The 20,942-nt window shown below is 44.3% G+C and carries 21 protein-coding genes; 11 read left to right on the top strand and 10 right to left on the bottom strand.

Features of this window, described 5'->3' with window-relative positions; all coding sequences use genetic code 11:
* Positions 1 to 13: 13 nt before the first annotated feature.
* Positions 14 to 712, bottom strand: a complete 699-nt coding sequence (locus WCV65_RS05465; RefSeq protein WP_338780673.1) for a hypothetical protein — start codon at positions 710 to 712, stop codon at positions 14 to 16.
* Between the two features lie 201 nt (positions 713 to 913).
* Here WCV65_RS05465 and WCV65_RS05460 point away from each other — a divergent pair, with 201 nt between their 5' ends.
* The 3 genes from WCV65_RS05460 (at position 914) to WCV65_RS05450 (ending at position 3,676) form a co-directional block, all read left to right on the top strand.
* Positions 914 to 1,957, top strand: a complete 1,044-nt coding sequence (locus WCV65_RS05460) for a hypothetical protein (protein ID WP_338780671.1) — start codon at positions 914 to 916, stop codon at positions 1,955 to 1,957.
* Between the two features lie 621 nt (positions 1,958 to 2,578).
* Positions 2,579 to 2,995, top strand: a complete 417-nt coding sequence (locus tag WCV65_RS05455) for a VOC family protein (RefSeq protein ID WP_338780669.1) — start codon at positions 2,579 to 2,581, stop codon at positions 2,993 to 2,995.
* Positions 2,996 to 3,124: 129 nt separating this feature from the next.
* Positions 3,125 to 3,676: a glutathione peroxidase gene (locus tag WCV65_RS05450; protein ID WP_035405567.1), complete on the top strand. Its 552-nt coding sequence runs from the start codon at positions 3,125 to 3,127 to the stop codon at positions 3,674 to 3,676.
* A gap of 154 nt (positions 3,677 to 3,830) precedes the next feature.
* On the opposite strand, the gene WCV65_RS05445 is transcribed toward WCV65_RS05450, so the two are convergent.
* The 4 genes from WCV65_RS05445 to WCV65_RS05430 all read right to left on the bottom strand — a co-directional run bounded on the left by WCV65_RS05445 (position 3,831) and on the right by WCV65_RS05430 (position 6,337).
* Entirely contained in the window at positions 3,831 to 4,217 is a 387-nt protein-coding gene (locus tag WCV65_RS05445) for a nuclear transport factor 2 family protein (RefSeq protein WP_035405564.1), read from the bottom strand.
* A 16-nt stretch (positions 4,218 to 4,233) separates the two neighbouring features.
* Positions 4,234 to 4,713, bottom strand: a complete 480-nt coding sequence (locus WCV65_RS05440) for an Rrf2 family transcriptional regulator (RefSeq protein WP_338782172.1) — start codon at positions 4,711 to 4,713, stop codon at positions 4,234 to 4,236.
* A 244-nt stretch (positions 4,714 to 4,957) separates the two neighbouring features.
* Positions 4,958 to 5,191, bottom strand: coding sequence for a hypothetical protein (locus tag WCV65_RS05435; protein WP_338780665.1), 234 nt, complete (start codon positions 5,189 to 5,191; stop codon positions 4,958 to 4,960).
* A gap of 174 nt (positions 5,192 to 5,365) precedes the next feature.
* On the bottom strand, positions 5,366 to 6,337 hold the full coding sequence (locus WCV65_RS05430; RefSeq protein WP_338780663.1) for an aromatic ring-hydroxylating dioxygenase subunit alpha: 972 nt from the start codon (positions 6,335 to 6,337) through the stop codon (positions 5,366 to 5,368).
* Positions 6,338 to 6,547: 210 nt separating this feature from the next.
* Between WCV65_RS05430 and WCV65_RS05425 the strand changes: the two genes are divergently transcribed.
* The 3 genes from WCV65_RS05425 (at position 6,548) to lepB (ending at position 8,417) form a co-directional block, all read left to right on the top strand.
* Positions 6,548 to 6,997 carry a DUF2243 domain-containing protein gene (locus WCV65_RS05425; protein WP_338780661.1) on the top strand — a complete coding sequence of 150 codons (450 nt, stop codon included), beginning with the start codon at positions 6,548 to 6,550 and terminating at the stop codon, positions 6,995 to 6,997.
* Entirely contained in the window at positions 6,990 to 7,775 is a 786-nt protein-coding gene (locus tag WCV65_RS05420; protein WP_338780659.1) for a cytochrome c oxidase assembly protein, read from the top strand. Before WCV65_RS05425 ends, WCV65_RS05420 begins: the two co-directional genes overlap by 8 nt.
* A gap of 114 nt (positions 7,776 to 7,889) precedes the next feature.
* On the top strand, positions 7,890 to 8,417 hold the full coding sequence (lepB, locus tag WCV65_RS05415) for a signal peptidase I (protein ID WP_338780658.1): 528 nt from the start codon (positions 7,890 to 7,892) through the stop codon (positions 8,415 to 8,417).
* Positions 8,418 to 8,793: 376 nt separating this feature from the next.
* Here lepB and WCV65_RS05410 read toward each other — a convergent pair whose 3' ends face one another.
* Positions 8,794 to 9,744: an L-lactate dehydrogenase gene (locus tag WCV65_RS05410; RefSeq protein ID WP_338780657.1), complete on the bottom strand. Its 951-nt coding sequence runs from the start codon at positions 9,742 to 9,744 to the stop codon at positions 8,794 to 8,796.
* Positions 9,745 to 9,960: 216 nt separating this feature from the next.
* Here WCV65_RS05410 and WCV65_RS05405 point away from each other — a divergent pair, with 216 nt between their 5' ends.
* A complete protein-coding gene (locus WCV65_RS05405; RefSeq protein WP_338780656.1) occupies positions 9,961 to 10,788 on the top strand; it encodes an endo alpha-1,4 polygalactosaminidase in 828 nt (275 codons plus the stop codon).
* Between the two features lie 109 nt (positions 10,789 to 10,897).
* On the opposite strand, the gene WCV65_RS05400 is transcribed toward WCV65_RS05405, so the two are convergent.
* The 4 genes from WCV65_RS05400 to WCV65_RS05385 all read right to left on the bottom strand — a co-directional run bounded on the left by WCV65_RS05400 (position 10,898) and on the right by WCV65_RS05385 (position 14,775).
* Positions 10,898 to 11,626, bottom strand: coding sequence for a lactate utilization protein C (locus tag WCV65_RS05400; RefSeq protein ID WP_338780653.1), 729 nt, complete (start codon positions 11,624 to 11,626; stop codon positions 10,898 to 10,900).
* Positions 11,619 to 13,046: a LutB/LldF family L-lactate oxidation iron-sulfur protein gene (locus WCV65_RS05395; RefSeq protein WP_338780651.1), complete on the bottom strand. Its 1,428-nt coding sequence runs from the start codon at positions 13,044 to 13,046 to the stop codon at positions 11,619 to 11,621. Before WCV65_RS05395 ends, WCV65_RS05400 begins: the two co-directional genes overlap by 8 nt.
* A 15-nt stretch (positions 13,047 to 13,061) precedes the next feature.
* Positions 13,062 to 13,778 carry a (Fe-S)-binding protein gene (locus tag WCV65_RS05390; RefSeq protein WP_338780649.1) on the bottom strand — a complete coding sequence of 239 codons (717 nt, stop codon included), beginning with the start codon at positions 13,776 to 13,778 and terminating at the stop codon, positions 13,062 to 13,064.
* Between the two features lie 283 nt (positions 13,779 to 14,061).
* Entirely contained in the window at positions 14,062 to 14,775 is a 714-nt protein-coding gene (locus WCV65_RS05385) for a FadR/GntR family transcriptional regulator (protein WP_338780647.1), read from the bottom strand.
* 339 nt (positions 14,776 to 15,114) lie between these two features.
* Here WCV65_RS05385 and WCV65_RS05380 point away from each other — a divergent pair, with 339 nt between their 5' ends.
* From WCV65_RS05380 to WCV65_RS05365, 4 genes are all read left to right on the top strand, one after another.
* Complete coding sequence (locus WCV65_RS05380; RefSeq protein WP_338780645.1) at positions 15,115 to 16,806, top strand: L-lactate permease; 1,692 nt, start codon at positions 15,115 to 15,117, stop codon at positions 16,804 to 16,806.
* Between the two features lie 51 nt (positions 16,807 to 16,857).
* Positions 16,858 to 17,961: a sugar diacid recognition domain-containing protein gene (locus WCV65_RS05375; RefSeq protein ID WP_338780643.1), complete on the top strand. Its 1,104-nt coding sequence runs from the start codon at positions 16,858 to 16,860 to the stop codon at positions 17,959 to 17,961.
* A gap of 102 nt (positions 17,962 to 18,063) precedes the next feature.
* Positions 18,064 to 19,476 (top strand): glycolate oxidase subunit GlcD, encoded by a 1,413-nt coding sequence (glcD, locus tag WCV65_RS05370; RefSeq protein ID WP_338780641.1) that lies wholly within the window; start codon positions 18,064 to 18,066, stop codon positions 19,474 to 19,476.
* Positions 19,473 to 20,816: a (Fe-S)-binding protein gene (locus WCV65_RS05365; RefSeq protein WP_338780639.1), complete on the top strand. Its 1,344-nt coding sequence runs from the start codon at positions 19,473 to 19,475 to the stop codon at positions 20,814 to 20,816. Before glcD ends, WCV65_RS05365 begins: the two co-directional genes overlap by 4 nt.
* The last annotated feature ends 126 nt before the right edge of the window (positions 20,817 to 20,942 follow it).

Genomic DNA, 20,942 nt, shown 5'->3' with positions numbered 1-20,942 from the left:
ATTTTCATTGTAATCAAGAGCTAAAATCCCCTCGCCTAGAGAAGAAAGAATGGCTCCTCTCCCGGTAAAGAGCTGCAATTTGAGAAGGTTCCAGGCCTAGTGTATCTTTCCTAATGTTTCGAGCCAGTAAAGCGCTTCCTATTAACCCCGCTGCAAGCACCGGCAAGGTATAAAGAGCCAGGTTGGTGATTTTCCCCGCAATCTTCTTTTGAATATCTTTTTCAAGAAATTCAACTGTAACAACTCCTGAGACTTTTTGATAGTTTCCCTCGTCTAAAAGAATAGGAGCTTTTCCTTTCAAGGAAGGTCCGAAGCTTCCTTGCCCTTCTGCGGCATACTTTCCTGCAAAAACAAGAGCTTTCTCGCTATCCGGATCACGAAAGATTAGACCAATTTTTGAGGCATCCGGATGAGTATAAATTCGGCTGTGCCTGTCTGTCACAATCACCGAAACAGCATCCACTTGATCACGAATGAGTTCAGCAAGCCCCTGTATTTCTTCCTGATTCCCTGTGGTCAGTGAATTTCTTACTTCCGGCATATATGCAACATTTGCAGCCGTTTGAATAGCAAGCTTTGCCGTCTCCTCTCTCGTATCGGACGATTCGAGATAGGCAAAGACTGAAACAAGAAGGGTTATAATGACAGAAACAATGATCATAACAAGACCCATAATCTTTGTCTGAAGGGAAAAATTGTACCGTTTTTTCATAGAAATCCTCTCTTCACTATTCAGGCAGGAATTTTATCATGCTATTTTCCTATCTTTCTATAAATTTACAAATTACCCTTTTCTTTGTTTGTTCTTTGTGTTAAATTACAATAGTGTTATTTTTGTTACATTTATGTTACAAACGGACCAGTTCAAAACACCCGCACACCTATAATAGTACATAATTTAGGAGGAAAAAAAGTGAAAAACAAAATGATGTTTGGGTTCATGGCAACAATCGCGCTTTCTGCATCTATTTCATTCCAAGCAGAAGCAGCAGCATCTCCCCTGTCAACAGCTACAGCAACCGGAGAGAAATTAAAAAAAGAGACAGCCTCGTTTGTTACTACCACGAATTCTGGCGATATATATGCAATCGATGAAAATTATGATGCTTTTACTAAAAGACTTAAAACAACAGAACAAGCAATCGGCAAGGTACCCGGTGCGGCAGTACGCAAAACCCTAAATGATAAGTATGTAACTCCTGCTAAAAAAGCAAAAGAAAGAGTCATATATGAAGTTTCCCAGGCTAGGCTGATGGGTTCCATTTCAAAATCGATTATTTTCAATTTCGAAGAGAATGCATTACTGGATTTGCAAAAACTTGACCGATTGAAAGACAGAGCGGCCGAAATTAAAAAAGATGGCGGATATGCAGCAGTTCCTGCAACCGTTGTAAAGGAATTAACATGGCTTGAGAGCTATTTAAAAGATGCAGCAGTGAATCCTTTTTACAAAAATAATAAGGAAGTCGTTCTGCTGCTGGATAACGATGCAAGTTCCAAACAGGCAACACTTGGCGGAATCAAAATTGGAGATCCTAAACATAAAATTGAGCTTCTTCTTGGTAAACCGTATGTGGAATCCGGAAACCGTTCATGGGAATATGACTACAGCGAAACCGTATACGGCGGTGAAAAGCTTAGCATAGAATTTAGAAACACCATGAATGTATCCGGTATTTATTACACAACCGAAACAGATAAAAGCGAATCCTTTTCAAAAGAATTTATCGCAGAATACCCTGGGGATTTATACCAATCAACGGATGCCTATAACAAAGAATTGGAGGTCAATTCCCTCACTGTATTAAGTGGAACTGGAAAAGACTTTGTATACCTTCAAAACAGCAGTAATGATAAAACGGAAAAGCAGATCAATGATTATGTCATTCAGGATAAAAACAGCGTAACCTTTATAAATGTAAATTCAACTGAGGATTTTACCCGGATTGCAAAATAAGGTACAGTAAATCAGTTCACAGACTGGACCCAAAACATGTATACTGGGAGTAACTTAGAATAACCTAAACAAGACCGCCTGGTGATTGCACACCAGACGGCCCCTCAATAGAAAGGTTCCCTGCAAGGGGATCGGTCAAAACGAAGATAATCCACCCGCCGAGCCGTCAACTCAAGGGTGGATTATTTTTTATGGTTAAACGCCAAAATGGCAATCACAAGATTCGCAAACGAAATAGCAAACATCAGCGCTTGAAAAACCGTTATAGGCACCACCCCCTTTCACCGGGAGTGTACCGTCCACCCTTGAGTCCCCTATTCTATTGTTTTTTCATTATAGCATAGGGGATGGAAGAATCAGCTGATGCGTTATACCTGGATTCCAGCAGAAGAACAAACAGTTGATTTCGGTGTCGGATATTTGGAATTTCCGATAACCGCTGGAGGGTCCGCTTTTTCAAAGAAAGTGTCCAATCCATCTTGCTGAAGAACAACACTCGATGACCTGCACCCATCCTCTACAAATTATTGCATCTCTCTTTTACAAGCAGGATATGGGGGTTGTAAGCCGAATATTAAAAATGGACTTATAGCAAATAAACCAATTCGGGAGGGATTTTGGATGAGTGCTAACATCAGCAAGGTATTTATTAATCTGCCTGTTAAAGACTTGGATCGAACCGTTGATTTCTTTACGAAGCTTGGATTCGAATTTAATCCTCATTTTACCGACAAAAATGCCACTTGCATGATTATCAATGAGCATACGTACGCGATGCTGCTCGTAGAAGATTTTTTTAAGACCTTTACCAAAAAAGAAATCTCCGATTCTGCAAAAAGTACCGAGGTCATTGTCGCCCTTGCTGCGGAAAGCCGTGCGCATGTTGACGAAATTGTAAATAAAGCCCTTGACGCCGGTGGAAAGGCCTCGAATGAACCGATTGATCATGGATTTATGTACGGGTGGAGTTTCCAGGACGTGAACGATCATCTATGGGAAGTATTTTATATGGATGAAAAGGCTGTGCCTGAGCAATAGCAATTAATGAAGACTGCATGGAACCGCCGTGCAGTCTTTTTTTTATAATCGTTGTTCCCATTTCTCTCCTATTGAAAATAGTTCTTTTATACCGATATATAATAAGAATATTGACATAGGAGGACCATGATGAGCATTTATTCGTTTTCGGCTAAAGCAATGAATGGAAAAGAAATATCGCTTGAAGACTACAAAGGAAAAGTGGTCCTGGTTGTCAATACAGCCAGTCAATGCGGTTTTACTTTCCAGTACGAGGATCTTCAGCGTCTTTATGACCGCTACAAATCTAAGGATTTTGTCATTTTAGGCTTCCCTTCCAATCAGTTTGCTGACCAGGAACCGGATGATAATGACCGGATTCAAACATTCTGCACCCTTCGCTACGGTGTATCATTTCCGATGTTTCAAAAAATGAAAGTCCGGGATGATGGGGCTCATCCACTGTTCGATTATTTAATATCCAAATTACCCTTTGAAGGCTTTAATCATTTTCACCCTGTAGCTAAAGTTTTAATTCCTTTAATTAATGAGCGGCACCCGGAATACTTATACGGTGACTCCATCAAGTGGAATTTCACAAAGTTTCTAATTGATCAGAATGGCCATCCTGTCAAACGGTTTGAAGCAACAACGGACCCTTTGGATATGGAACAGGATATTGAGAGATTACTGAACGTATAAAGAAACATCCGCTCTGAGATGAGCGGATATTTTTATATTTCTGTATTAATCCGTTTAATAGAATCCGTATCCACTGCTTTACCGCCTCCTGCTAAAATTTTAAGCTTCAGCAGGAAATGATGAATGTTAATCCTTCTCTTTTAATCCAATCCCTTTATAGCGTTGTATAGCTCTTAAACATTTCCTTGCTGTCCGGCACATTTTCTAAATACACAATCTTCCCGTGCTCATTAAGTTTTGCTATATCCTTGCCCGTTTGAGTAAACACCCGACCTGATGAATGCTTTCCGCATACGGCCCATTGGGTTTCGTAATGATCCGCACCCTCTGATTTTTTCCAGCCTTCATACATATGTTTGATATCGCTGTTTTCGGTAAACACCATTTTTATGAACAGCTTCCAGTTTTCAATCCCGGACTTCTTGTCCCCATTTAAAACGAAAACCATGTCATCTGAAAAAAGAGCATTCAATTCTTCAAAAGCTTTTTCACTTGTTCTGGACTGATCAAATAAGTCAAAATATTTATCTAAGTTTTCCATGTTTCATCCTCCTATTTTAGACCACCATTTTTTCATGAATGGCCGCACGCAAAATTTCGATGCTTTCCTTTGGGCATTTTTTGTGAATCTCTTCGTTTAGAGAACCGATTGTTTCACGGTTTAAAATGGATTTCCACGACGATTCAGCCTCCCCCATTAGATTGGACAGCAAGTCGATTTCTTTTTCCTTTATGTTCAGCATGTCATGAAAGATTCCGGTTGATGAATAAAGGGACTGCTTTCCTTCAATCGCCAAGTACACATCGTAGATTGGGATATCCTCCGGCTTTCTATTTAAACGGAAGCCGCCCTTCTTCCCGGGAACAGAGGCAATCAAGTCTGCACTGACCAGCTTTCTGAGCAGTTTTTGAAAATAGGTCGGCGAGCCGCCTAGCTGGCTGCTGATTACCTCTCCAGGCAATACCGCCTTTCCAGGTAAAAATGTCAGTATTAAAATTGCGTATACGGCCTGTTCCACTCCGGTTTTCATTTGCAAAGGAATCATCTCCATCCCTACTCAATTATTTTTTATGTGGATAACCATTATCCGCATTATACACAATATTCTTTTTCCATAAAAAAATAAACAGATTGAACTCATTTTCCTTCAGGTAATTACACCCATTTCCTCAAGAATATTTGAAAGGAAAACCTCACACCCAAATCTCCTTACTGCCTCTCCAAAAGACAGCAAAATAGAAAAAGGTGCAAGCAAACAGCCTGCACCCGGTTCAGAAATATCATTTATACCATTGTCCAGAAGGGGAAGGCACAAAAACAATTGAAACTCCTTCACCAAGAGAAGCTTTCACCTTCTTGAATAGCTCCCTGCCTCTTTCGTCGTGCTTGGCTTCAAGCTCCAATCCTCCTGGCTTCAAGGTATCTGCTTCCATATCAATCCACTCACCGTAGTCTCCTATCCAATCGGCAAGCTCTGCTTTCAATTCTTCTGACAGTGGAAAGCTGTCGGTCACCAGGTTTTCTCCGCATTTGCTGCACCAAATTGGATCCGAACCGAAATCAGCCTCCATTTTATATGACGGATGAGCGCATTCTTTTCTGCTGAATAGTTTCTTAAAAATAACGAAAACTCCCTTACTGGTTATTACTAACAAGAATACTGAATTTCCCTTAATGTGCAAGAGATTTCAGTAAACCCTTATACCCTCATCGAGCCTGATTTTCCGTTCATCCTCAGAGAGAAACTCAAACCACCGTTTTCTGAAAGCGATCTGGGGACCGTCAGCATAAACGTGAGCTTCCATCTTGAGAGCTTCAGGAATCGGCCTTGGATGCTGGCTCTCTACAATCGACTTATCTTCATCCAGTACTTTGAGGCTGTACTTTGAAAAAACTCTGTCCATGAAAGGAATATTTTTAGCAAAGGTTCTTCCCGCATAACCGAAGATCATCGTTTCTTCCTCATCTACAGGAGTGAAGGTCACATAGTTAATGAAGGAACTCTTTGCTTCCTTTGCCGGCCTCAAAAGCCATTGCTGGGGAAACCGGTATTCAAGGAGTCCGCCTCCATTTTGAATCGTAATGTTATCTCGTTCATGTGTATAGGGAAGATCATGAAAGACGGTGCTTGTTTTCTTTCCTATTGTTTTTTTATGCACAAAGGAAAGATGAGCGACATCCAGCACACTTTCCACCGTCCTTGTCAGGTGGGCATTCCAATGAGCCTGGTAAGGGGACAGACGGTATCTCTTATCCTTCACATCCGGTATTACCTGAAGTTTCGGTACGTCCTTTTCTAAATGATCTGGATATACCCATATGAGTCCTGCCTCTTCAGTTACCGGGAAAGCAGCTGTATGAGCAAATTTCGGGATCACCTTGGCTGGCTGGGACGGAATTTCGGTGCATCTTCCATCCGATTCAAACTTCCACCCATGATAGGCACACATGAGCTTGCCATCCTTCACGCAGCCCAATGATAAATCGGCTCCCCTATGCGGACAGAAGGCATAAAGGGCATTTGCTTCTCCCTTATCATCACGATACAGCACGATTTCCCGGCCAGTCACTTTTTTCCGTATGGGATCCTTCTTTAATTCTGATGAAAAGGCGACCGCATACCAGGCTGAAGGGAATACGCGGTTTATGTTTTCTTCCATTTTTCCATCCTCCCATAAATAAAAATCCCTTTGCTTTCATAATACCCGGTCTATTACCCTGTGAAAAATTATAGTCGGTTTATGTATGTGCTAACCTACAAGAATTAGAACTCCCCAGAAAAGACACCTTTACCAAAAGACCCAGTTTATTGAAAGTACAGACAGGTAATACAAAACTATTAAGTTATATGAAGTAAGGGGGTTTTCTTTGTGGAAAAAAGACAGGCACTTAACGCATTGTCAGGGGTCCTTTTTGGACTTGGCTTAGTTGCATTTTTCGATGAAACCGTTTTTCATCAATTGCTGTACTGGCACCATTTTTACGATAAATCGACCACGGATATTGGACTCGTTTCAGATGGCATTTTCCACTCCTTCAGCTGGTTCGCAACCATTGCATCTCTTTTCATGTTTGCAGATCTTCGCAGGAAAAATGTGTTCTATGGTAAGAGATGGATTGGAGGAATATTGACAGGAGCAGGAGCTTTTCAGCTGTATGACGGGACGGTTCAGCATAAGCTGATGGGCCTTCACCAAATCCGGTATGGCGTCAATATCCTTCCATATGATCTTGTCTGGAACATAACAGCCGCAGCGATGCTTGCAGCGGGTATTATGTTACTGATTAAAACAAGGCATGGGGTGAAAGCTGATGCATAGCCATCATGAATCAGCTTCCGTCTTCAATTGGGCACAGCTGATCCTCGCTCTGCCCTTTTTGATGGCCTGGTTCTTGTATCTGTTAGCCGCTTTTACATCTAAAAAAAAATGGCCGCTCTATCGAATCGTGCTTTGGACATTCGGAATTTCTTTATCATTAATCTCTGTAATCGGCCCTTTGGCAGAAAGGTCTCATACAGATTTTAATGCTCACATGCTCAGCCATCTTTTTCTTGGAATGCTGGCTCCTTTGCTGCTCTCACTTTCCGCTCCGTTAACACTTGCCTTTCGGTCACTGAGCGTTCAGATAGGCCGCAAGCTTTCAAAGCTTCTAAAAAGCAAGCCGCTCAAGATTGCTGTTCATCCTTTAGCAGCATCTATATTAAACATTGGCGGATTATGGGTCCTTTATACGACAGGCTTATACGGTTTAATGCATGAGCATAAGTGGATTTATGTTCTTGTGCATGTACATATCTTTCTTGCAGGCTATCTATTTACCATCGCCTTCCTATACATAGACCCTGTCTCAAAACGGTACAGCTTTAAATTCAGAGCCGCCGTTTTAATCCTTGCATTCGCAGGGCATGGAATCCTGTCCAAGTTCATCTATGCAAATCCGCCGGCGGGTGTACCGGTTAAACAAGCCGAAACAGCGGGAATGCTGATGTATTATGGAGGGGACGTAATTGATATTCTTATCATTGTTGTTTTTTGCTATCAATGGTATCATGCCTCTCGTCAAGGAACCTCCTTATCCCAAGCCAATCCTTCATAAAGTTGTAAAAAGGTGGAATAGATAATATCTTTCCCGGAAAAAAACGTGTAAAATAAGCTAAACAGCCAAGAAGAATTTTTGCCTTTTACCGAAGCAAGTAAAGGAGGCGCTTGTATGAAAGAACGCAGTAAAAAAGAGATCTGGTCCTGGTTAGGAAGCATACTGGCGGCAGTCGTCGTTGCCCTTATCTGCCGGCACTTTATTTTCACCCCGGTCATGGTAGAGGGAAAATCGATGATGCCGACCTTTGAAAGCAATAATCAGATCATCGTATCCAAAATCAGCAAAATTGAACGTTTTGATATGATTGTCTTTCACTCGCCAATTTCAAAAGACAATTACATCAAAAGAGTCATTGGACTTCCCGGTGACAGAATCCAAATTAAAAATGATGTTCTCACTATTAACGGTAAAATATATAATGAACCCTACCTTAAGGAAAATAAAAGCGTTCTTGTCCCCCGCGAAAATCTGACTGAAAACCTAAGCATCCAGGTGCCGGCCGGCTCTCTTTATGTCATGGGAGACAACCGCCGCGACAGCATGGACAGCCGGGTATTCGGCAGTATTTCTCAAAAAGCGGTTGTCGGAGAAGCAAAGTTCCGGTTCTCTCCATTTGAGAAGATGGGTGTTCCGAAATAAGGTGATGAACCGAAGTTATAAGTATTTTATGAAAGACGCTAATCAGTTCTTTTTCGGAGTAAAAAAAATAATAAGCCACCTAATTCACATTTAAATTAGGTGGCTTATTTTTGTCACCCCGAGGGAGTGTTTTTTATTAAGTAATTTGAACAATTATGGGTTAGTCTGATTGGAGCGGAAGGTGCGCGACTCCTGCGGGAGCAGCGGGACAAAGTGAGACCCCACAGGCGCTTGCGCCGCGGAGGCTCACCGCCCGCCTCGCTGCAGCTTGAGCATCCTGCAGCGGAAATCAGCCAAAACCAATCCAATTTAAAAATGGAAAAGGTGTTTTGAAAACTGGCTTTCAAAACATTTACTCTTTCGAATGCTATGAAGCTTAATCAAAATAATCCTTTAAAGTATTCCTTAGCACCTCTGCACTGTGCCTGAATTTCTGTTTTTCCTCCTCATTCAAATCAAGTTCAATCACTTCTCTGATACCGCCGCGGTTAATCACGGCAGGAACACCTATATAAATTTGATCTTCCCCGTATACCCCTTCGAGAAGGGCAGAAACGGTCAAGACACTGTTTTCATTATGAAGAATCGCCTTCGTTATCCGCACCAGACCCATTGCGATGCCATAGTAAGTAGACCCTTTTCTCTTAATAATTTCGTATGCGGCGTCTCTTACACGTACAAAAATTTCATCTAAATCTTCCTTTTTATAAGCCGCATCCCGCTCAATTCTCTTTAGCACCGGCACTCCGCCAGCGTCTGCTGTGCTGTATACCGGGAGTTCGCTGTCTCCATGCTCTCCGATGATATAGGCGTGAACATTATGTGGAGCGATTTCGAAGTACTCTCCAAGCTCAAAGCGAAACCGGGCAGTATCCAAAATCGTTCCGGAACCAATTACCCGCTCCTTCGGCAGACCGCTGAATTTCCACGTTGCATACGTTAAGATATCCACGGGATTCGTTGCCACTAGAAAAATTCCGTCAAAACCGGATGCCATAGCTTCATCTGTGATACTTCTAAACACCTTTAAATTTTTCTCTACCAAATCAAGGCGTGTTTCTCCCGGCTTCTGATTCGCCCCTGCACAAATGACAACCAGATCTGCGTCTCTGCAATCCGCATAGCTGCCAAGTTTCACTTGTGTCGGATACGGTGCAAATACCTTTCCATGATTTAGATCCATGACATCGCCCATTGCTTTTTCTTCATTCATATCAATCATAATCAGTTCATCTGCAATCCCTTGATTCATAAGTGCAAAAGCATAGCTTGATCCTACAGATCCCGTTCCAATCAATACAACCCGGTTTGCTGTTTCGCCTGCCATATCGCCTCACCCTTTCAGAGAACAGAATTTTTTGTGAAGTGTTTCACATTTTTATTTTATATCGATTGTGAGAATTTGCCAATAGGGTAATGTAAAGGTTTATTGTCTGTTTTGTTACTGATTCAGCTGACATGATTCTCTGAGCATACTTATTTGCAAAGTCCATACAATTGTATGATAAGTTGAATGAAGGAAATGAGAAAAGGATGATCATCCATGAGAAAAAACGCCAAATTGCTGTTGATTTGCTGCATCATCATTTTCTTCCTTTTAGTTGGTTATTTTCTCACCCTGCAGAAAAATCCACTCGACGGAGTTCATCAATACAAAATCTATTACGGTGAACCAGCGAAGGAGACAGTGAAGAAATTATCCCGCTACCCTCTCGTAATTATTGAACCAACGTATTATTCCAGGAAACAAATTGAACAAATCCAGCAAACCGGGACTCTTGTTTACGGATATATTAATTCCATGGAAGCGGATCGATGGAACAAAAAACTATTCAAGCAATTTGAGAAACAGGATTTCTATCAAAGAGATGGAGAGCGGGTTTACCTTGAAAAATGGGATGCCTACTTAATGAATATGACATCCCCCCATTACCGTGAAACACTTCTAAAAGAAATTCATCAGCAAATCGAGAATAAGCAACTGGACGGAGTCTTTTTAGATACAGTAGGAGACATTGACGATTTCTTCTCAAACGAACCAAAAGAAATGAAGCAGCAGCAGGAGAGTCTCATCCTTCTGCTTAAAGTACTGGAAAGAAGGCAGCTGTCTGTCATTCAAAATTGGGGGATGGAAACCGCGCAAAAAACGGCCCCATTTATTGACGGGTTTATGTGGGAGGATTTTCAGCACTCTTATATAATGAATGATGACTGGTCGAAAGAATGGCTGAAAAAGACCAGCCGCTTATCTGATGAGTATGGGATTAAGATCTTCACCGTTTCTGAAAAAGAAAAGGAAAAAAGTGAACAGCTTGCTGAAAAGCAGGGATTTATTCATTATTTTGCTCCTAAGGATTATGAGGAGTGGTAAAGGGGATGCGCGGCATCTCCCTATTTTTTATTCATCAAGGCCGAATTGCGGCGTCCCGGCACGTTTAGCCGGAATTACGCTATACCATAGAAGCCGCTCCCCAGAACAGTCACCAGTCCTTGACCACAATATATGTCGCCTTGATCGGGCCATGCACTCCAACAACCAGGTTCATTTCTATATCCGCTGAGTTGCTGGGTCCCGAGATGAAGTTCACACAGGAAGCGACCTCTTCGCCTGCCTCTATTTGCTTGTGAATATCCTGGGCTGCCTGAGTAATCCGCGGTACAAGCGTACTCTTCGGAATGATGGCAATATAAGTGGCCGGCAGCAAAGATACAGACCTCCCTTTCCCGCTTCCGCTGAAAAGGACGACGGTCCCTGATTCGGCGAGGGTTTGGTCGCTGAAGGTGATACCGACGTTTGCCGCTTCCGCTTTCCTGATGTTTTCATCCCCGAGTTTTGGATCCCAGATATGAGTATGCACACCTTCATTTGGCCAGTCTTCATTAATAAGCGCCGACAGGCCAAATTCCTTAAATCTGGGGTCCTCCCACGTAATAACTGGTCCCCCTCCATATTCCAGGACAGTATCTTTGAGGGTTTCATAAAGGCCAAGGGAGTTAGTTTCCCTGTAAGTTGTATGAATTCTAATGCACTGCTCCTTAAAAACCTCAAGCAATTCATCCTGATTCAATCCTTTAAGGATGCCATCCTGCGGGCGGTGATTCCACTCAGGCCGAAGCACCCCTTGGGACCGCCTTGGCCGGCCCAGATTTTGGGCTATGTTATTTAAAAAGGATTCTTTATTTTTAATGGTACCTGCCATCTTAGTCATCCTCCTTTTTCAGGCGGCTTTTCATCCAGTCGCGCAGACGTTCTTTTTTAGGTGCAGGGAATTCCCTGATTTCTGTCCATGCTTTCAGAGGACCGGGTCCTTTAGAAATTTTCCCTCCTGCTGTGAAAGGAGCCATTGCAGACGGGGCAGCTTTTCCTCCCAATCCGTAAAGTGCCGAGGAGGCAGCACCGAGTCCAAATGCCTTCATCGCCATTTTCTCAGAAATCGGCGCTTTTCCTTCCCTTTCTACAATGACCTGCCGATGCTTATGCAAAAGCTCATGCAGCGGAATTTTCACCGGGCATGCATCGGTGCAGGCGGCACACAATGTAGATGCATAAGGCAATTCTTTGTATTCGTCATAGCCCCCAAGCAATGGAGTGAGAACTGCACCAATCGGACCTGAATAAATCGATCCGTATGAATGTCCGCCGACATGACGGTACACAGGGCACACATTGATGCACGCTGCACAGCGGATACACTGAAGAACCGATTGAAACTCAGTTCCCAGAATTTTGGACCGTCCGTTATCCACAATGACGAGATGAAACTCCTCCGGTCCATCTGCATCCCCTTCCTGTTTAGGTCCAGTCAGCGCAGTGACGTAGCTGGTCAGCTTTTGACCGACCGCGCTCCTTGTCAGCAGGCTGACCAGCACTTCAAACTCCTCAAAGGTCGGGACAATCCGCTCCATCCCCATGACCGTTATTTGCGTTTTCGGAAGAGTTGCAGCGAGCCTTGCATTCCCCTCATTCGTCACGAGGCTGACTGATCCGGATTCGGCAATGGCAAAGTTGCAGCCGGTAATACCAAGGTCTGCCGCTAAAAATTCCTTCCTTAGCATTTCGCGTGCATGAAGGGTAAGCTCCTCCGGTTTTTCTGTTTTCGTGTAGCCGAGCTTTTCTCTGAAAACGTCACGAATTTGCTCCTTATTTTTATGTAAAGCCGGCGCTACAATGTGAGAAGGAGGGTCATGGTCATCCACCTGCAGAATATACTCGCCAAGATCCGTTTCAATCACCTCACAGCCAATCCCTTCAAGGTATGCGTTCATATTGATTTCTTCGGTGACCATGGATTTTGACTTCACAATCTTCTTCGCCTTCTTTTCTTTCGCAACCGAAGCAATGTACTCATTGGCTTCCTCCGCTGTTTCAGCAAAAAAAACATGACCGCCGCGTTTCACTACATTTTCACTCAGCATCTCCAAATAAAAATCCAGGTTTTCAAGCGTATGCTGACGGATCTCTTCTCCGTGCGAACGCCATTCCTCCCAGCTGCCCAGCTCTTCCGCTGCTTCATTTTTCCGTCCCTGCAGTCTTTCCTGAGCACCCGATACAGCAAGCCGCATAAAAGAATCCTCAATCCCTTTGTTCACGCGCTCCTGAAAGCTCTCTGTTCCAATCCTCATTGGCATGGCCGTTCTCTCCCTTCATCGATGATTTAAAACTTCCGCAATATGCAGAACCTTCACTGGTCTTCCTTTCCGGTCAATTCTCCCCCCGATATTCATCAGGCACCCGCAGTCAGCGCCAATCAAATAGCCGGCTTCCGTGCTTTCAATGCACTCTACCTTCTCATCCACCATTTGTTCGGAAATTGCCCCCATTTTAACGGAAAATGTCCCGCCGAATCCGCAGCAGTTATGTGCATTCGGGAGAGGCACAAGCTCAAGCCCCCGCACGTTTTTTAATAGTTTAAAAGGGGCATCTGTTACATTGAGCAGCCTCATCATATGACAGGATGTATGGTAGGCAGCCTTCCCGTCAAATCGTGCCCCCACATCTTCCACCTTTAATACGTTCACGATAAAATCGGTCAGCTCAAAAGTCTTTTTTACAAGCGCTTTCGATTTTTCCGACCATTTTGGATCTTTTTCGAAAAGGTTAGGATATTCCTTAAACATCGCGACACAGGAACCGGATGGGGACACCACATATTCTGATCCTTCGAAAGCACGGATCATATTCTTCATCGCTTCCTTCGCCTCTTTTACATACCCGCTGTTATAAGCGGGCTGTCCGCAGCATACCTGTTTCTCTGGAAAATCAACGTCACACCCGAGCCGTTCGAGCAGTTCAACCGCTGCCTTCCCAGCTTCAGTTTGAAATAAATCTGCCAGGCAGGTAGCAAACAATGAAACTCTCATGTTTCAATACCCCTTCCGAAAATGAGTCAGCAGGTCATCTGATGACTTCACGTAATTTCCCCTATTATAGATCAAGTCTTGCGGTTCCTCAAGGGGGAAATCAGACAACTATTGGTAACTGATTTTGCAGATAAGGCTGCAAAGGAGCCTTATCTTTAACTGCAAATTCCGGGAAGACTTATAATTTGCTGCTAAACTCGTCTGCTCCTTGCGGTTAAAGGAAATTGTTTTTACCCATCCATCCTGCCCCCAAAAAAAAGAAAGCAGACTGTCGTCTGCTTCCCTACTTTTTCAAATATTTCATCAAAACCTCTTCCACCTTCACTAAATGGTTCATCATTAACTCCTGTGCCAGGCCTTCATCTTTATTCGAAATGGCTTCAAAAATTTTCACATGCTCCTGGTACAACCGCTTTGATGTCGTCTGTTTCGAGTAAAGCCAAATTCTTCGCGTTTCCCGCATTGTATTGAGCATCATTTCAGAAACATTGTTCATCAGACCCATCAGCATCGGATTGTGCGAGGCTCCGGCAATTCCCATATGAAAATTAAAATCGGACTTTTCGCCAAGCTCTTCGTTTCCGATCGTGTCTTTCATCTCAAGAAGAATTTCTTTTAGCTTGCTCAAATCTTCATCAGTACGGTTTCTTGCGGCCGATGCAGCAATCCCGGCTTCCAGTATTTTTCGAACTTCAAGGAGATGGGCTATCGCCTCCCGATCCATCAGAACGGCAGAAAGGAGGGAGCCTCCAATGGAGTTCGGATCGAACTTCTTAACATATGTACCCTCACCCTGCCTCATTTCGATCATTCCCATTGCTCTAAGTGCGCTTAGTGCTTCGCGGATCGCCGACCTTCCTACATTGAAATCTTCAGAGAGCTGCTGAACGGAATTCAGCTTTTCTCCTGGCTTGATAGCCCCTTCTTTTATCGATTCAAGAATCGCTTCAGCGACCTCTTCGTATATTTTTTTTGGTTTGATCTGTTTGTAATTCACTTTGCCCTTCACCTCTGCTGGCTTTCATCTGTATCAAGTATACTCTGCATACAGCATTTGATAAAGCACCGAAAGAAAATTCAGAAAACAGTTGATTAAACGATTGTTGACCATTTATACTCTTAGCAGAGAACCAGTCATCAGATGACCTTATCACCTTCATGTACTTAACTGGTTAAATCTACAAAAAAAGGCAAGGAAAAACTCTTATTTTTTATAGGTACACACATAGAATGGCATCTGGGCATTCATTATACTTTACTTTTAATAAGAGTTTTTCTGATGCAACGGAATGTAATCGTTTACAAAAAAAGACCCGTGAACTAAGGAGGAAAAACCATGAATTGGACGCAAGACTTTACCCCTATGGGAGATAATCTCGCACTCTCAGCCATTATTGCGCTGATCCCGGCATTATACTTTTTCTGGGCGCTTGCCATTAGAAGAATGAAAGGGCATTGGGCTGGAATTACCACGCTGCTTGTGGCATTTGCGGTTGCCATATTCGCATATAAAATGCCGGTTCAAACAGTCGCAATGTCGGCCACCCAGGGCGCCGTATACGGGATCCTCCCCATTGGCTGGATCATCATCACATCGGTTTTCCTGTATAAACTGACTGTTAAAACAGGACAGTTTGATATTATCCGAAACTCGGTGCTTTCCATTACTGAGGATCGGAGATTGCAAGCGTTATTGATTGCTTTCTCATTCGGTGCATTCCTTGAAGGAGCTGCAGGATTTGGAGCACCGGTTGCAATATCCGCTGCCCTTTTAGCCGGACTGGGCTTCAATCCCCTTTATGCAGCCGGAATCTGCTTGATAGCGAATACAGCCCCTGTGGCTTTCGGAGCCATCGGGATTCCAATTATAGCGGTAGCAGGGCCAACTGGCGAATCAGCTATGGAAATCTCCAAAATGGTTGGACGGCAGCTTCCGTTTATTTCGGTGTTTATTCCTCTTTACCTTGTAATCGTGATGGCAGGATTTAAACGGGCCGCTGAAATTATGCCGGCCATCCTCGTCTCCGGGATTTCATTTGCACTAACTCAATATGTAAGCTCAAATTTCATCGGACCTGAGCTGCCTGATATTCTATCTGCTCTCGTTTCTCTTGTTGCGCTAACCGTGTTCCTGAAATTCTGGAAACCGAAAACGATTTATAAGTTCAAATCAGAAGGAGAAACTGCGGCCGCTTCGGAAGCATTGAAAATCGATGATCCGCCTGCAGGCTATACAAGGGGACAAGTATTAAAAGCATGGTCGCCGTTTTTGATCCTGACTCTTTTCATTTCACTATGGGGAATCCCTGCTGTGAAGCTCGCGCTGACAGGTCACTACGAAGGAGAAAACGCATTTTTGAAAGCGATTAATTCAATCGGCCACCTCCTGACCTTCAGTCCCGAGGTCCCGCTTCTTCACAACAAAATCATTGGGGGTTCGGGCGATCCGATTCCCGCCTTTTATAAGCTTGAAGTACTGGGTGCTGCAGGAACTGCGATTTTACTGGCAGCCATTGTGACGAAATTCGTTGTGAACATTTCCTGGAAAAGCTGGGTCAAAACATTTGGCGAGACCTTTGGCGAGCTGAAGATGCCGATTTTAACCATTGGATCGGTTGTTGGATTTGCCTACATCACCAATGCATCGGGTATGAGCACAACCCTTGGCATGACTCTTGCCCACACAGGAGATTTGTTCCCATTCTTCTCCCCTTTCCTGGGCTGGCTTGGTGTCTTTATCACCGGTTCGGATACATCTGCCAATTTACTGTTTGGCAATCTTCAGAAGGTAACGGCCACTTCCATTGGAATGGATCCGATTCTTGCAATTGCTGCCAACTCTTCCGGGGGTGTGACCGGTAAAATGATCTCCCCTCAATCCATTGCAGTCGCCTGTGCAGCAGTTGGGCTGGCTGGGAAAGAGTCTCATCTGTTCCGATTCACCATTAAGCACAGCCTCTTTCTGCTCTTGGTTGTCGGACTGATTACTTTCCTTCAGCACAACTTCCTGCAGTGGATGATTCCGTAATCACTGTGTTTGCTATAATGGGCGAAGAACAGAATCGAAGGAGTGTATACGATGCTGCTGCCTGCACTTGCCGCTAAAATTGTGGATGAAGTAAAAAAGGTCATTAAGGAAGATGTGATCGTTGTAACTCCTGAAGGAACGATTATCGCAAGCACTGATGACACCCGGGTGGGAAAATTTCATGAAGGGGCGAAAATCGCTTCAGGCGAAAAGCGCAAGGTCATCATTTCCAAAAAGGATGAACAGACTCTAGCCGGTGTAAAAGCCGGGATTAATCTCCCTGTATTTTTTCAGGGAGAGGTAGCCGGCGTAATCGGCATTACCGGGATACCGGATGAAATATCCCCCTTCGGAGAAGTTATCCGGAAAATGACCGAGCTTCTTGTCAACGAAAGCTACTATACAGAACAGTTAAACTGGGAAGCCCGGACTCGGGAAGCCTTTGTATTCGACTGGATTCAGCTGAAGGAATGGACTTCTGCTTTCACGAACCGGGCCCGGCTTCTGAATATCAACTTAACCATGCAGCGATTGGCAGCCATAGCGGTTATTCCCGATGAAGGTCTTCATTACAAAGGCATATCCTCCGTCATTCAAACCTGGCAAAACAGCCATCCCGAAGATCTTTTTGTGCAATGGGGAAACAACCGGATCGTGATGATTTTTCATTCAGGGGACATCTCCTATACTAAAGGAAGAATACAATCCTTTCACCAATTTCTAGAAGAAGAATTCAGGGCCCATGTTTTAATCGGAGCCGGAAAGTCCGTACCCCCTTCCAGACTCTCAGACTCTTATCTGCAAGCAGAACGGGCCCTCCAATCGCATAACACCCATGATGCGCGGATTGTTTTTGATGAAGATTTAACCATTGAAATGCTGTTAAATGAAATCAGTCTGAAAACGAAAGCGGAATACATTGAGCGCACCATTTCCCCTCTATTAACGGAGGGTGATTTATTTACAACATTGTCCGTTCTTTTTGAGAAAAATCATTCTTTGAAAAAAACAGCAGAAGCTTTACCTGTCCATATCAATACGCTCCATTACCGGATGAAAAAAATAGAAGATCTGACCGGGCTGAATCCTTCCAGACTCAATGATGCGCTCATTCTTTATCTTGCCGTCATGCTTTTAGATAAACAACCAAAATAAACGCGGGTTTCCCGCCCTATTTATATAGGAATCTACATAGCGGGCTGAGCCCGCTTTCTTTTATACTAAGAGAAAACGCTTACCTTTACAGGGGGGATATAGATGCTGAACCTAGAATTCAAAGAAAAACTGATCGCTGCTGTCAGCAAAAGCAACGTGGAGGACTCCAAGGCAAGCCGGCTTGTGTATTCCTATGACGCTACCCCGAACTTCCAGGCGCTTCCTGATGCTGTCGTCTCACCAAGGTGTGCTGAAGAAGTATCACAAGTAGTAAAGCTTTGCGGGCACTATAAGGTCCCGATTGTGCCCAGAGGATCCGGAACAAACCTATGCGCAGGAACCTGCCCAACAGAAGGCGGGATTGTCCTATTATTTAAGCATATGAACAAAATCCTTGAAATCGATGAGGAAAACCTGACTGTTACCGTTCAGCCAGGCGCAGTTACACTGGATATTATTAATGAAGTCGAGGCGCGAGGATTATTTTATCCTCCCGATCCAAGCTCCATGAAAATATCTACAATCGGCGGTAATATTAACGAAAACTCAGGCGGGCTCCGCGGACTAAAATACGGTGTTACCCGGGATTATGTAATGGCACTGGAGATCGTTCTTGCAAACGGAGACATCATCCGGACAGGCGGAAAGCTTGCGAAGGATGTGGCAGGCTATGATTTTACCAGATTATTTGTCGGCTCTGAAGGAACCCTCGGGATTTTGACGGAAGCAACACTTAAGCTGATTCCGATGCCGGAAACGAAAAGCACGATGCTCGCTCTTTATCAGGATTTGGAGGCGGCAGCAAGATCGGTTTCAAAGATTATCGCCAATAAAATCATTCCGGCTACATTGGAGTTTTTAGATCAGCCAACACTCAAAGTGGTCGAAGACTTTGCCAGGATTGGACTGCCGACCGATGTAAAAGCCGTCTTGCTCATTGAACAGGACGGTCCAGCTGATCTCGTTTCAGGAGACATGCTGAAAATGGCGAATATCTGCAAGCAGGAGCAGGCCGTTTCTGTTCAGCTGGCGAAGACAAATGAAGAAGCTGAAGCATTAAGAACAGCGAGGCGCTCTGCATTATCCGCGCTTGCCAGGCTGAAGCCCACGACCATTCTAGAAGACGCTACGGTTCCAAGATCTGAAATTGCCAGGATGGTGACGGCAATTAACGAAATCGGCGAAAGATTCAATGTCCAAATTTGTACATTCGGCCATGCCGGAGACGGCAACCTGCATCCAACCGTTGCGACTGATGCCCGGGACCATGACGAAATGGAACGGGTTGAAAAAGCATTTGCCGCTATTTTCGAAAAGGCCATTGAACTCGGCGGAACGATTACCGGGGAGCATGGCGTAGGGGAAATGAAGGCACCGTATCTAGAATTAAAATTAGGTGCAGCTGGCATTTCGGCCATGAAAGCTGTCAAGGACGCTCTGGATCCTGCTAACATCATGAATCCGGGAAAAGTATTCGCGAAGGACACTAGAAAAAGGGTGGTTGTGTCATCATGACAACGGTACAGGAACGCGAAAAAATCCAGGATCAGTTCAAGCAGCGCATGAATGAAGATGATCTGCTGAACTGCATGAGATGCGGCTTCTGCCTTCCCTCCTGCCCTACTTATATTGAATCCGGCTTTGATGAGGCCCACTCGCCAAGAGGACGGATCGCCTTAATGAAAGGTGTAGTGGACGGATTAATCGAACCGGATGAAGATGTGGAGCGGTCACTAAATCTTTGCCTGGGCTGCCGGGCATGCGAGCCGGTTTGTCCATCCGGAGTGAATTACGGCCATTTACTCGAGGAAGCGCGCGATATTATCAATCAGAATAAAAAGCATCCGCTTCCGGTCCAAGTGATCCGAAAGGCTGCGTTTCATCATTTGTTCCCCCATCAGAACCGGATGAGAAATGTAACAGGTTTGCTTGGCTTTTACCAGCGTTCCGGTTTGCAGAAGCTTGCGCGGAATACAGGCGTGATGAAGCTTTTTCCTGAAACGCTCGCGACGATGGAAAAAGTGCTCCCTGCCGTCCCAAAAATGAAAGAGATGAAAAACCGTCCGGAGTTCTTGCCTTCCCGCGGAACGGTCTCTAAACGTGTCGCTTTTTTCAGCGGCTGTTTGATGGATACAATGTTTATGGAAACAAATAATGCGACCGCCAAGCTCCTCCAGGCGGCCGGCTGTGAAATCGTCATTCCGAAGAACCAGGCATGCTGCGGAGCACTTCACGGACACAGCGGTGAAAAAGCGGAAGGAAAAGAACTGGCGAAGCGGAACATCCAGGCCTTTGAGGATCTGAACGTTGACTATATCATCACCAATGCAGGCGGCTGCGGTGCTTTTCTGTTTGAGTACGGCCACCTTCTCCATGACGAACCAGAATGGCACGAACGGGCAATTACGTTTTCCACAAAGCTGAAGGATTTTACAGAGGTGCTGATTGAGTGCGATTTTCATAAAAACGTCCCGCTCTCCCTCCCCCCTGGCATCGTCACCTATCAGGATTCCTGCCATCTCAGAAACGTCATGCACACCTCCTCTGCTCCCAGGAGACTCCTTCATGCGATTGAAGGCACTGAATTCCGGGAGATGAAGGATGCGGACCGCTGCTGCGGATCTGCTGGAATTTATAACATTGTAGAATCTGAGATGAGCATGCAGATCTTAGATCATAAAATGGAGCAGGCGAAAGCATCAAGGGCAGCCATCATTGTCACCGCAAATCCCGGCTGTCTTCTTCAAATGAAGCTCGGGATTGAGCGTGAAGGTCTTTCGGATAAAATGAAAGCCGTTCATCTCGCCGATCTTCTTTATGAAGCTATGCCTCTCGACCCGGACAAACCTCATTGACTATCATGAGGTTTTTCTTTTTGCTGACGAAGGTTTAATAGAAGGAATGCGGCTTCTTTCACTTATTTCCGTATTCGAAGGTTTTCACTACTTCTATATTTAAAGTAGTGGTAAAATTTCTTTTAT

The sequence above is a fragment of the Metabacillus sp. FJAT-52054 genome (genome assembly GCF_037201815.1).
GTDB lineage: Bacteria > Bacillota > Bacilli > Bacillales > Bacillaceae > Metabacillus_B > Metabacillus_B sediminis.
Note: the sequence above shows the minus strand (reverse complement) of the source record. Positions and strands in the feature narration are given on the sequence as shown.

Bases quoted from the DNA above. Each gene is read 5' to 3' on its own strand.
- WCV65_RS05430 (WP_338780663.1), bottom strand. From the start codon at position 6,337: ATGGAAGAAAACATAAACCGCGTATTCCCTTCAGCCTGGTATGCGGTC.
- WCV65_RS05365 (WP_338780639.1), top strand. From the start codon at position 19,473: ATGACAACGGTACAGGAACGCGAAAAAATCCAGGATCAGTTCAAGCAG.
- WCV65_RS05405 (WP_338780656.1), top strand. From the start codon at position 9,961: ATGAGAAAAAACGCCAAATTGCTGTTGATTTGCTGCATCATCATTTTC.
- WCV65_RS05395 (WP_338780651.1), bottom strand. From the start codon at position 13,046: ATGCCAATGAGGATTGGAACAGAGAGCTTTCAGGAGCGCGTGAACAAA.
- WCV65_RS05450 (WP_035405567.1), top strand. From the start codon at position 3,125: ATGAGCATTTATTCGTTTTCGGCTAAAGCAATGAATGGAAAAGAAATA.
- WCV65_RS05445 (WP_035405564.1), bottom strand. From the start codon at position 4,217: ATGGAAAACTTAGATAAATATTTTGACTTATTTGATCAGTCCAGAACA.
- WCV65_RS05400 (WP_338780653.1), bottom strand. From the start codon at position 11,626: ATGACTAAGATGGCAGGTACCATTAAAAATAAAGAATCCTTTTTAAAT.
- lepB (WP_338780658.1), top strand. From the start codon at position 7,890: ATGAAAGAACGCAGTAAAAAAGAGATCTGGTCCTGGTTAGGAAGCATA.
- WCV65_RS05375 (WP_338780643.1), top strand. From the start codon at position 16,858: ATGCTGCTGCCTGCACTTGCCGCTAAAATTGTGGATGAAGTAAAAAAG.
- WCV65_RS05410 (WP_338780657.1), bottom strand. From the start codon at position 9,744: ATGGCAGGCGAAACAGCAAACCGGGTTGTATTGATTGGAACGGGATCT.
- glcD (WP_338780641.1), top strand. From the start codon at position 18,064: ATGCTGAACCTAGAATTCAAAGAAAAACTGATCGCTGCTGTCAGCAAA.
- WCV65_RS05390 (WP_338780649.1), bottom strand. From the start codon at position 13,778: ATGAGAGTTTCATTGTTTGCTACCTGCCTGGCAGATTTATTTCAAACT.
- WCV65_RS05420 (WP_338780659.1), top strand. From the start codon at position 6,990: ATGCATAGCCATCATGAATCAGCTTCCGTCTTCAATTGGGCACAGCTG.
- WCV65_RS05380 (WP_338780645.1), top strand. From the start codon at position 15,115: ATGAATTGGACGCAAGACTTTACCCCTATGGGAGATAATCTCGCACTC.
- WCV65_RS05465 (WP_338780673.1), bottom strand. From the start codon at position 712: ATGAAAAAACGGTACAATTTTTCCCTTCAGACAAAGATTATGGGTCTT.
- WCV65_RS05455 (WP_338780669.1), top strand. From the start codon at position 2,579: ATGAGTGCTAACATCAGCAAGGTATTTATTAATCTGCCTGTTAAAGAC.